General features: G+C 49.4%; 6 protein-coding genes and 1 pseudogene. All 7 read left to right on the forward strand.

What is annotated here, in order from left to right; genetic code table 11:
• Positions 1–187: 187 nt before the first annotated feature.
• Positions 188–709: pseudogene (locus AC4G46_RS03610) on the forward strand (DUF4347 domain-containing protein); the annotation flags it as partial.
• 450 nt (positions 710–1,159) lie between these two features.
• Positions 1,160–7,876, forward strand: coding sequence for a cadherin domain-containing protein (locus tag AC4G46_RS03615; protein WP_491128780.1), 6,717 nt, complete (start codon positions 1,160–1,162; stop codon positions 7,874–7,876).
• A 43-nt stretch (positions 7,877–7,919) separates the two neighbouring features.
• A complete protein-coding gene (cysC, locus tag AC4G46_RS03620; RefSeq protein ID WP_491126728.1) occupies positions 7,920–8,687 on the forward strand; it encodes an adenylyl-sulfate kinase in 768 nt (255 codons plus the stop codon).
• Between the two features lie 75 nt (positions 8,688–8,762).
• A complete protein-coding gene (locus AC4G46_RS03625) occupies positions 8,763–9,725 on the forward strand; it encodes a helix-turn-helix transcriptional regulator (protein WP_491126729.1) in 963 nt (320 codons plus the stop codon).
• Positions 9,726–9,797: 72 nt separating this feature from the next.
• On the forward strand, positions 9,798–10,427 hold the full coding sequence (locus AC4G46_RS03630) for a type 1 glutamine amidotransferase family protein (RefSeq protein WP_491126730.1): 630 nt from the start codon (positions 9,798–9,800) through the stop codon (positions 10,425–10,427).
• Positions 10,428–10,557: 130 nt separating this feature from the next.
• On the forward strand, positions 10,558–11,409 hold the full coding sequence (locus tag AC4G46_RS03635) for a hypothetical protein (RefSeq protein WP_491126731.1): 852 nt from the start codon (positions 10,558–10,560) through the stop codon (positions 11,407–11,409).
• Between the two features lie 485 nt (positions 11,410–11,894).
• Complete coding sequence (locus tag AC4G46_RS03640) at positions 11,895–12,680, forward strand: IS110 family transposase (RefSeq protein WP_491126732.1); 786 nt, start codon at positions 11,895–11,897, stop codon at positions 12,678–12,680.
• The last annotated feature ends 322 nt before the right edge of the window (positions 12,681–13,002 follow it).

The raw sequence follows: 13,002 nt of genomic DNA on the forward strand, positions 1-13,002 counted from the left end.
TCAAACTTCCAGCCCATTTGCAAATCATTCGATAGAGTCAAATGTCTTGATGGACGATGAGAGTGATTTCGATGACTTGGCAAACAAACAACAGCTTGAAATCAAGGACAAATCAATTCATCTATTCTCAAAGAAGCTCCTGGCAACTAATAAGTTCGAAATCTCAGAGCGACATGTGCTAATGGATATGGATTCTGATCTCTCTTCTGTTACAACGAAAGAAACCCGGTCGCTAACCGTAATCGATACATCTATTGACGATTGGGAGATCTTAAGAGATAGCATTACCGGAGGAGAAATTCTTCTTCTAGAACAGAAAGATGATCCATTAAACGTGATAGCTGCGATGTTAGAGGAAATGGGTGGAGCCGACAGCTTGCATATCATTTCGCATGGTTCGAACGGCAGCATCGATTTCGGTTACGAAGAGATTTCTGCTGAACACCTGGAGAGCTATGGAGACCAGTGGAGCAGGATAGGAAGTCTTTTAAGTGAGGATGGAGATATTTATCTATTTGGCTGTAATGTAGCTAAAGACGAACAGGGAAAAGCATTCGTCAGGCGATTAGCTGAACTCACAAGTGCAGACGTTGCAGCTTCTATTAATCTGACAGGGAATACAGATGGTGGCGGAGACTGGGAACTTGAATATTTGACAGGTCCGGTGGATGAAGTTTCCCGGTTATCTCGCGATATCTTACAAAGATTCAATGGCTCGTTGAGTTATACGATTGATTTTTCTGAGTTTCAATACTATCAGCCTCTTCCGTTAAGCGGTAATTTAGGAGGAGGTTATACTTATACGCTGCAATCAACAGGCTATAATGATATGATCTTGCAGGGTTCCTATGCCGCCGGGTCACTTTTTTATGAAGCGGTAGTTATGACACCAGGCGGGAGTTCGTTAGTTTTAACAATCGAAAAAAATGGGGTTCCAGTCAACTTTAATTTGGAGGGCTTCAGAATTGGTGTTAGTGATGCTGATGAGATAATTGGTGGAAATCAGCTGAATGCTGTCGTTATAGGTGAAAAGGGGGCTAGCGATGCCACATTAAATGTTAGCATGTTCGCTCCCGAGAACCGACAAGTCCGTAATCATCAGTATACATCGGGTGACTTAACTGCATTTACAGAACTCAGCGAGGTTAGATTTAACAACATGGTCAAGTTTAGTGCGATCGATGATCTTATCATCTCATTCGCACCTTCGAACACTGCACCTGTGATTACATCCAATGGAGGAGGGGCTACCGCCGGGGTTAGCGTGAATGAGAATACAACGGCAGTGACCACGGTTACCTCCACGGATACAGAAGGCGATGCGGTGACGTATTCCATCACCGGGGGAGTGGATCAGGGGAAATTCAGCATTAACGCTGCAACCGGCGTGTTGACGTTTGCGGCCGCACCGGACTACGAAGCGCCGGGCGACAGTGACGCCAACAACACGTACGTGGTGGAAGTGAGCGCGAGCGATGGAGTGTTAAGTGACACTCAGACGGTTACCGTCACGGTAACCAATGTGAATGACAACAATCCTGCGATCGCAGGAGGAGCAGCGGCAAGCGTCAATGTGGCGGAAGGAACGACCGCCGTTACAACGGTGATCGCGACGGATGCGGACGGTGATAGTGTGAGCTATTCCATCACCGGGGGAACGGATCAAGGGAAGTTCAGCATTAACGCGTCAACCGGAGCATTGGCGTTTGCAGCCGCGCCGGACTATGAAGCACCAGGCGACAGTAACACCAACAATACGTACGTGGTGGAAGTGACAGCAACCGATAATGGAGGAAGTCCGCGGACAGCGGTACAGACGATTACGGTAACGGTAACGAATGTGAACGAAGCGCCTGTGATTACATCCAATGGAGGAGGGGCTACCGCCGGGGTTAGCGTGAATGAGAACACAACGGCAGTGACCACGGTTACCTCCACGGATACAGAAGGCGATGCGGTGACGTATTCCATCACCGGGGGAGCGGATCAGGGGAAATTCAGCATTAACCCTGCCACAGGTGTATTGACGTTCGCGGCCGCGCCGAACTACGAAGCGCCAGGCGACAGTGACGCCAACAACACGTACGTGGTGGAAGTGAGCGCGAGCGATGGAGTGTTAAGTGACACTCAGACGGTTACCGTCACGGTAACCAATGTGAATGACAACAATCCTGCGATCACAGGAGGAGCAGCGGCCAGCGTGAATGTGGCGGAAGGAACGACAGCCGTTACAACGGTGAGCGCGACGGATGCGGACGGTGATAGTGTGAGCTATTCCATCACCGGGGGAACGGATCAAGGGAAATTCAGCATTAACGCGTCAACCGGAGCATTGGCGTTTGCAGCCGCGCCGGACTATGAAGCGCCAGGCGATAGTGACAGCAGCAATACGTACGTGGTGCAAGTGACGGCAACCGATAATGGAGGAAGTCCGCGGACAGCAGTGCAGACGATCACGGTAACAGTAACGAATGTGAATGAAGCACCTGTGATAACATCCAATGGAGGAGGGGCTACCGCCGGGGTTAGCGTGAATGAGAACACAACGGCAGTGACCACGGTTACCTCCACGGATACAGAAGGCGATGCGGTGACGTATTCCATCACCGGGGGAGCGGATCAGGGGAAATTCAGCATTAACCCTGCCACAGGTGTATTGACGTTCGCGGCCGCGCCGAACTACGAAGCGCCAGGCGACAGTGACGCCAACAACACGTACGTGGTGGAAGTGAGCGCGAGCGATGGAGTGTTAAGTGACACTCAGACGGTTACCGTCACGGTAACCAATGTGAATGACAACAATCCTGTGATCACAGGAGGAGCAGCGGCCAGCGTGAATGTGGCGGAAGGAACGACAGCCGTTACAACGGTGAGCGCGACGGATGCGGACGGTGATAGTGTGAGCTATTCCATCACCGGGGGAACGGATCAAGGGAAATTCAGCATTAACGCGTCAACCGGAGCATTGGCGTTTGCAGCCGCGCCGGACTATGAAGCGCCAGGCGATAGTGACAGCAGCAATACGTACGTGGTGCAAGTGACGGCGACCGATAATGGAGGAAGTCCGCGGACAGCAGTGCAGACGATCACGGTAACGGTAACGAATGTGAACGAAGCGCCTGTGATTACATCCAATGGAGCAGGGGCTACAGCCGGGGTTAGCGTGAATGAGAACACGACGGCAGTGACCACGGTGACCTCCACGGATACGGACGGTGATAGTGTGAGCTATTCCATCACCGGGGGAGTGGATCAGGGGAAATTCAGCATTAACGCTGCAACCGGCGTGTTGACGTTCGCGGCTGCACCGGACTATGAAGCGCCAGACGACAGCGACGCCAACAATACGTACGTGGTGGAAGTGAGCACGAGCGATGGAGCGTTAAGTGACACTCAGACGGTTACCGTCACGGTAACCAATGTGAATGACAATAATCCTGCGATCACAGGAGGAGCAGCGGCCAGCGTGAATGTGGCGGAAGGAACGACAGCCGTGACAACGGTGAGCGCGACGGATGCGGACGGTGATAGTGTGAGCTATTCCATCACCGGCGGAACGGATCAGGGGAAATTCAGCATTAACGCGTCAACCGGAGCATTGGCGTTTGCAGCCGCGCCGGACTATGAAGCGCCAGGCGACAGTGACAGCAGCAATACGTACGTGGTGGAAGTGACGGCGACCGATAATGGAGGAAGTCCGCGGACAGCAGTGCAGACGATCACGGTAACAGTAACGAATGTGAACGAAGTACCTGTGATTACATCCAATGGAGGAGGGGCTACCGCTGGGGTCAGCGTGAATGAGAATACAACGGCAGTGACCACGGTTACCTCCACGGATACAGAAGGCGATGCGGTGACGTATTCCATCATCGGGGGAGCGGATCAGGGGAAATTCAGCATTAACGCTGCCACAGGTGTATTGACGTTCGCGGCTGCGCCGGACTACGAAGCGCCAGGCGACAGTGACGCCAACAATACGTACGTGGTGGAAGTGAGCGCGAGCGATGGAGTGTTAAGTGACACTCAGACGGTTACCGTCACGGTAACCAATGTGAATGACAATAATCCTGCGATCACAGGAGGAGCAGCGGCCAGCGTGAATGTGGCGGAAGGAACGACAGCCGTTACAACGGTGAGCGCGACGGATGCGGACGGTGATAGTGTGAGCTACTCCATCACCGGGGGAACGGATCAAGGGAAATTCAGCATTAACGCGTCAACCGGAGCATTGGCGTTTGTAGCCGCGCCGGACTATGAAGCGCCAGGCGATAGTGACAGCAGCAATACGTACGTGGTGCAAGTGACGGCAACCGATAATGGAGGAAGTCCGCGGACAGCAGTGCAGACGATCACGGTAACGGTAACGAATGTGAACGAAGCGCCTGTGATTACATCCAATGGAGCAGGGGCTACAGCCGGGGTTAGCGTGAATGAGAACACGACGGCAGTGACCACGGTGACCTCCACGGATACAGAAGGCGATGCGGTGACGTATTCCATCATCGGGGGAGCGGATCAGGGGAAATTCAGCATTAACCCTGCCACAGGTGTATTGACGTTCGCGGCCGCGCCGAACTACGAAGCGCCAGGCGACAGCGACGCCAACAATACGTACGTGGTGGAAGTGAGCGCGAGCGATGGAGCGTTAAGTGACACTCAGACGGTTACCGTCACGGTAACCAATGTGAATGACAATAATCCTGCGATCACAGGAGGAGCAGCGGCAAGCGTCAATGTAGCGGAAGGAACGACAGCCGTTACAACGGTGAGCGCGACGGATGCGGACGGTGATAGTGTGAGCTACTCCATCACCGGCGGAACGGATCAGGGGAAATTCAGCATTAACGCGTCAACCGGAGCATTGGCGTTTGCAGCCGCGCCGGACTATGAAGCGCCAGGCGACAGTGACAGCAGCAATACGTACGTGGTGGAAGTGACGGCGACCGATAATGGAGGAAGTCCGCGGACAGCGGTACAGACGATCACCGTAACGGTAACGAATGTGAACGAAGCACCGGTGATTACATCCAATGGAGGAGGGGCTACCGCCGGGGTTAGCTTGAATGAGAACACAACGGCAGTGACCACGGTTACCTCCACGGATACAGAAGGCGATACTGTGACGTATTCCATCATCGGGGGAGCGGATCAGGGGAAATTCAGCATTAACGCTGCCACAGGTGTATTGACGTTCGCGGCCGCGCCGAACTACGAAGCGCCAGGCGACAGTGATGCCAACAACACGTACGTGGTGGAAGTGAGCGCGAGCGATGGAGTGTTAAGTGACACTCAGACGGTTACCGTCACGGTAACCAATGTGAATGACAATAATCCTGCGATCACAGGAGGAGCAGCGGCCAGCGTGAATGTGGCGGAAGGAACGACAGCCGTTACAACGGTGAGCGCGACGGATGCGGACGGTGATAGTGTGAGCTACTCCATCACCGGGGGAACGGATCAAGGGAAATTCAGCATTAACGCGTCAACCGGAGCATTGGCGTTTGTAGCCGCGCCGGACTATGAAGCGCCAGGCGATAGTGACAGCAGCAATACGTACGTGGTGCAAGTGACGGCAACCGATAATGGAGGAAGTCCGCGGACAGCAGTGCAGACGATCACGGTAACGGTAACGAATGTGAACGAAGCGCCTGTGATTACATCCAATGGAGCAGGGGCTACAGCCGGGGTTAGCGTGAATGAGAACACGACGGCAGTGACCACGGTGACCTCCACGGATACAGAAGGCGATGCGGTGACGTATTCCATCATCGGGGGAGCGGATCAGGGGAAATTCAGCATTAACCCTGCCACAGGTGTATTGACGTTCGCGGCTGCGCCGGACTACGAAGCGCCAGGCGACAGTGACGCCAACAACACGTACGTGGTGGAAGTGAGCGCGAGCGATGGAGTGTTAAGTGACACTCAGACGGTTACCGTCACGGTAAGCAATGTGAATGACAACAATCCTGCGATCACAGGAGGAGCAGCGGCCAGCGTGAATGTGGCGGAAGGAACGACAGCCGTGACAACGGTGAGCGCGACGGATGCGGACGGTGATAGTGTGAGCTACTCCATCACCGGCGGAACGGATCAGGGGAAATTCAGCATTAACGCGTCAACCGGAGCATTGGCGTTTGCAGCCGCGCCGGACTATGAAGCGCCAGGCGACAGTGACAGCAGCAATACGTACGTGGTGGAAGTGACGGCGACCGATAATGGAGGAAGTCCGCGGACAGCGGTACAGACGATCACCGTAACGGTAACGAATGTGAACGAAGCACCGGTGATTACATCCAATGGAGGAGGGGCTACCGCCGGGGTTAGCTTGAATGAGAACACAACGGCAGTGACCACGGTTACCTCCACGGATACAGAAGGCGATACTGTGACGTATTCCATCATCGGGGGAGCGGATCAGGGGAAATTCAGCATTAACGCTGCCACAGGTGTATTGACGTTCGCGGCCGCGCCGAACTACGAAGCGCCAGGCGACAGTGATGCCAACAACACGTACGTGGTGGAAGTGAGCGCGAGCGATGGAGAGTTAGCGAATAGTCAAATGATCACAGTTACTATCACTGCCATCCAAGAGTATTTTGCCCCGATTCAAGCCGATTCTGGAGTCGATGTTCTTGTTAATGGCAAGATAGAAAATGCGGGGACTGCTTCAATCCGTTATTTAGATGGTCAAAAGATAACTACTATTACTATTGATGAGAAGAAGATCCAAGAACGAATTGCTATGGAAGGTATGGGAGCTGTGATCACAATCCCAGTTACAATGGATAGTGCAGTTGTTATAGGCGAACTAAACGGACGAGTGGTCCAATATATGGAGAATCAGCAAGCAGACATAGCCATTCGCACTAAAAAGGCTACCTATACTTTACCAGCGTCTCAAATTAATATTGCATCAATCTCCGAGAAATTTGGGGCAAGCCTGGATTTGCAAGATATCCGGCTGATGATCGAAATTGCAGAGCCTCTCGAGGAAATGATAGGGGTAGTGAATAATTCAGTTGTTCGTGAAGGACTTACATTGGTTATTCCGCCACTCAATTTCAAAGTGTATGCAGTTTATCGAGACCGCAAGGAGGAAATATCAAGATTTACAACTTATGTTGAACGTATTGTGGCCATTCCTGAAGGCGTTGACCCTAGCCGAATTACAACAGGTGTCGTCGTAGACCCGGACGGCATGGTACGGCATGTTCCTACGAAGATTGTACAGATTGACGGTGCGTATTATGCAGAAATTAATAGTCTGTCAAACAGCACCTATTCAGTGGTTTGGCATCCATTAGAATTTGAAGATGTTTCTAAGCACTGGGCGCGTTCAGCGATTAACGACATGGGGTCACGTATGGTTGTAAATGGTACTTCGGATGACGTGTTCAGTCCAGACCGCAATATTACCCGTGCTGAATTTGCGGCTATTATTGTCCGCGGTTTAGGTATCCGATTGGATAGCAGTAAAAGCATATTTACCGACGTTAAAGAGACAGAATGGTACAGTAGTGTGATTCAGACAGCATTTGAATTCGGATTAATTAGTGGATTTGAAGACGGAACATTTCGTCCGAACGATAACATCACACGTGAACAAGCGATGCTGATTCTATCAAAAGCAATGACAATTACCGAATTACCAGGAAGAAATCCAAATCAAAGCGTGAGCAGCGTTCTAGATATTTTCAATGATGCGAACGATGTATCCATTTGGGCACTGAACGGTGTTTCAGACAGTGTAAGTGCAGGGATTTTTACGGGAAGAAGCGGAGAATTGTTGGTGCCTAAGGCTTATATCACAAGGGCGGAAGTGGCGATGATAATGCAGCGGCTGTTACAAAAATCTGACTTAATTAACGAGTAAGGTTGAAATAACCGATAAAGGGCAGGTCGATCTTCCATTCATAGTGGAGGGATTGGCCTGCTTTATTGCTGAAATGAAAGGCTGCGATAAAAGTTTTGAAGTTGGTGACGAGGAGACGGAAATGGGATATTTATCAGAATCACAAAACGGAAGTATTGGCAATCGCAATGAGAATTCTGGGTTTGGAATATTTCACGGTGAACCTAGTAGATCTTCGAATATTGTGTGGCATGAAACATCTCTTTCCAGAGAGGGCCGATCAAGGCCGAAAGGGCATAAACCACTCACATTATGGTTCACTGGCTTTTCAGGATCAGGCAAATCAACACTTTCCAATGAAGTGGAAAAAAGACTGGCATCATTGGGATATCATACGATGTTACTTGATGGAGATAACATTCGTCACGGATTAAATAAAGATTTAGGATTTAAAGAAAGTGATCGTGTAGAAAATATTCGTCGGGTTGCAGAGGTTGCCAAACTGATGAATGATGCTGGCCTCATTGTTTTGGCTGCCTTTATCTCACCATATGAAAGTGAACGAACTAATGCCAGAGAGATTATTGGCAAAGAATATATTGAAATATTTGTTAGTACACCACTTGCCGAATGTGAGAAACGAGATGTAAAAGGGCTTTATAAAAAAGCGCGCAACGGGGAAATTCTAGATTTTACAGGTATATCAAGTCCCTATGAGGCACCAGAACATCCAGAAATTCAAATTGATACAACTGATTTCACAATTGGAGAAGCAACGGATTATCTTGTTGCGAAAATAAATAAGTATTTAGTAAAATCTGATCCTGAATAATCTACAGCAGGTTGTGTATCAGCCGAAACAGAAGCCAAGCGGAACTGATTTCATAAAAAAATGAGGGCTTATGCGATGCCGAAACAAGATAATATGCTGGCCATCCTATGGATGCTGAACTCCGGCGCGAAAATAACGGCGAAGCAGCTCGCCGATAAGCTGGAAATCAATATACGGACCGTGTACCGGTATATCGATGCATTATGTGCCAGCGGAGTGCCGGTCATCTCCGATGCTGGGCATAACGGCGGGTATAGCCTGCTCAGTAATGTGATCAGAGCACCGCTGCTGTTTGATATGGAGGAGAAGAAGGCGCTCCTTCATGCTGCTCTTTTTGCAAAAGAGGCCGGATACCCTATGAGTGACGTATTGGACAATGCCGCAGCAAAGCTAAAAATGTATTCCAATCAGGAGCAGAAGCAGGTGCTTAGCCGCCATTTAGCCGGTGTTGAGGTTATAAACCATATGGTGCCTGCTTCTGTCCAGCCGGTGCTCGCGGATTTAGAATGGGCGGTAGCCAATGAATGCTCAGTAGAAATTGCTTACCGTACAGGCCGTGAGGAGCATGCCAAGAACAGGAGGATCGACCCGTATGGGATGGTCTACTGGAATAACAGATGGTACACGGTTGCCTTTTGCCACTTGAAAAAAGAGCTTCGCAGCTTCCGGGCTGACCGGATTCTGACGATTGAGCGTACGGCGGAGAGCTTTGAGCGCTCGGAGGGTTTTTCGGCCCGTGAAAGTTTCCTGCATAATCTGCTGCCTGATGCAGCAGGCAAGGAAAACTTGATGGCTGTAAGGATAGAAGGCACGGCGGATGCGCTGGACGACCTGTGTCTACACTGGTTTCTTGGGCATCATCTGAAGGAACGGACAGCCGGTCAGGCGATCTTTACCCTTGAGGAGGAGAACGTTCACAGGTATGTTCCTTCATTTCTTCTGCCCTATGGGAAGTCCATTCAAGTAATGGAGCCGCAGAGCTTAAAGGACAAGCTTGTTGCTACTGCAGCGGAGTTAATGGAATATTATCAGCAATAACAGCTTCACTGACAGCGGATGTCAGTGGAGCTGTTTTATTATGGAGGTAATCACGAAAAGGGGGATTTATCAATGAATCATACTGTATATCTTTATGTTTTGGACACCATGGCGGACTGGGAAATCGGGTACCTGACTGCCGAGCTGAACTCGGGAAGATATTATAAGAAGGGGCAAGCCTCCTCTAAATTAGTTACCGTAGGGCTAAACAAGACACCTATAACTACAATGGGCGGATTAACCATAATGCCTGACATCACACTGGAGGAATGCAGCCCTAGCAGCGGAGATTTGCTGATTCTGCCGGGTGGAGAGACATGGACAGATTCCATCCACGAGCCTATCCTGCAGGCTGCCGGGAGATGTCTGGAGGACAATATAGGAGTTGCGGCTATTTGCGGAGCTACAATGGGGCTGGCCCGGACAGGCCTGCTGGATACACGTGCTCATACTAGCAACGATCTGGAGTATCTCAAGATGGTCTGCCCGGCATACACAGGCGAACAGCACTATAAACTGCAGCCTGCTGTAACGGATGGTAACCTGATTACTGCCTCTGGAATAGCTCCCCTGGAGTTTACTGTTCATGTCCTGCGGGCCCTGGATGTATTCTCCGACCAGACCTTAGAAGCCTGGTATAACCTGTATAAGACTCAGGAGCCTAAGTATTTCTACGAGCTGATGAGTGGATTCCAAGAGTAACGAACACGGAACTTCCTCTAAACCTCTGCAGTAATATTGACAATCTAGCAAACTGCAGAAATGGAATATTGACCCATGGAAAATAAAGGGTTAGTATTGGTATAAATGGTTTTGAGAGGAAGTGTATACGTTGCTTGAACTCGATGGTATCGCTGCCGATTCACTTGTAGACATGATAAAACTATCATTTTCATGTGAAAACTGGCCAGCCGTAATTGAGGTGTCAGATAAGCTATTCGAAGTAATTGCTATCACCTACGAGACCTCGCATACTATCATCGGGATGTCCCCCAAGCCGCACTTAAACAGAAGCATTGCCTATTATTTCGGATATAGCCTATTAATGAAGGGGGTGGGGCACCAGAAGACAGGACAATACGCAGAAGCAAGAAGATGCATTAATCAATACAAGGATTTGGGCTGGATTAAGCATCTGGATGAAGAAGGGTATACGGAAGCGGCTTTTTTCAAGGAAATGGCTGTGGCCAACGGTTATGTTATTGAATTACTTGAGGGGAACAGCAGAGTGCTGCAGGAGTATGTCCGCTTTCTGCAGACGTTAACGAAGAAGGAAGTACTGAACGGACTGTTAACCGTCCTGGAGTCTGCAATCAAATACAACTACTCTATCGATTGGGTGCTTGAGCTATTCGAGGATCAGATCGAGGAGATCAGCAGCAAAGAGAAGAGAGAAGATGTACGAAGCTATGTGGATTACAAGTATTTACTCGCTACATACTTATATAGAAGAAATAATATGACCGATGCCTTAAATAGAATACTCGATATTTTACAAATATGTAGTAAACTAGAAGATGAGGCGGGATTTAGAAAGTCTGTTGCCTTCTACGAGCTTATCCGAAACAGGGCTACAGATTCACAGCAAGAGATGTATCAAAGGATTATAAAAAATATCTTAGAGAGGGAGTTTTTTTATGACGAAAAAGATATCCTTGTTGCTGACGACGCTGTTGTTACTTAGTGCAGTTGCTATCGGAGCCTCAGCTAGCGCTGATTCCGCTGCAAAGACAAGCCCTGCGGGCGGGATTACGCTATATAATCATGGGACTGGGCATTAGATATAAATGTTGGAGGAGGACCCCGCGGATGCGGGGTCTTTTGTATTATTAGGTCAGCCAGAAAATCTGGTTGGCCTATTTATGTAGGTGTTATAAGATGGCGGTAGCTGGGAGCACGAGGGTCTTTTTTTTGGAGTTTACCACTTCACAAAAACTGTTCTCCTATTACCCATAATGACCATGTTTGAGCTGGTGGGGGTATTGACCACGAATCACAAGCGAAGCTATTTGGATCCATCGTAGGAGTGCCGGTGAATATCATTTTGGAGGTTGTTATGGAACCAGTAGTGGGAGTGGATGTGGCCAAAGGGTTCAGTGTTGTACAAGCCTTCTCAAACGGAATGAGCCTTACGGGAAAGCGGTAGGTATTACTCATGAGAAGGACGGATTGGAGAAGTTGGGAGAAATGTTGAAAGAGCTGCAGACACAGACTTCGCGTTCTCCAGTCGTCGTTCTAGAAGCGACCGGTCACTTTCATCGCAGACTAGTGGCCTACCTGGAACACAGCGGATGGACGTATTTTATCGTTAATCCGGTGCAGGCCAAACGAGCAAAAGGAACCCACTTGCGAAAGGTAAAGACGGATGCCGCAGATGCCTGGCACTTAGCCGAGATGTTTTACCGGGAAGATGTGACTCCGCACCGGACATGGGAGGATAGCTATACAGAGCTTCAGCATGTGACAAGGCAGCATGAGTTTGTAACAGGGATGTTTTTACAAGCGAAATTAAACATGAGAGCCTTGCTGGATCAAGTGTTACCGGAATATGAGGAGGTGTTTGGTAATCTATTCTCGGAGACATCGCTGCATGTGCTGGCCCGTTGTTTGGAGGATCAGACCGAGGACCTTCAAGAGGTCATACAGAAATGCATAGGAAAATCCCATTCTCGGAAGTGGACGGAAGGCAAGATGGAATGTCTCAAAGAAGTGTTGTCTCGTTGGGAGGGACACTCCCGAAGTCGTACTCAAACCTTAGTTCTGCGCAGTATGGTGGAATTGGTTCTGACCTTTACCGAGCAATTGAGCGGACTAGAAAAGCAGATGGATGAGCTCGCAACGGGCTTTCCAGAAGTGGAACTGGTGAAGAGTATACCGGGAATCGGAGATAAGCTAGCAGCCGCCATTGTCGCAGAAATCGGGAACGCCCAGCAAAAAAACAGAGCTGGAAATTAAGATTGATCACTATGCTCATATCTCTAGCAGCATGGCGTTCCATTTGTTGTTATTCTTGCTGGCGGTTTTTGATTACGCGGATTTATGATGTCTTAGGCTAACATTTCGGGCGGCCTCGTAGTTTTTCTTTTGGTCGTAGCCTGAATCGAACATTAAACTTGTTGGAACACCACTTGGTTGGTGATAAAATGTAGTAATCAACTATGATGAAATTGTTGGGCATTAGCAACTTTATACTGAAATTAAACCGATTTTAAGTCAGTCTATATAAATTTAAGCTAACTCTTACATGCGCATTATTAAAATGTGACGTTTACAATTT

It is taken from the genome of Paenibacillus sp. fava2 (assembly GCF_058313675.1).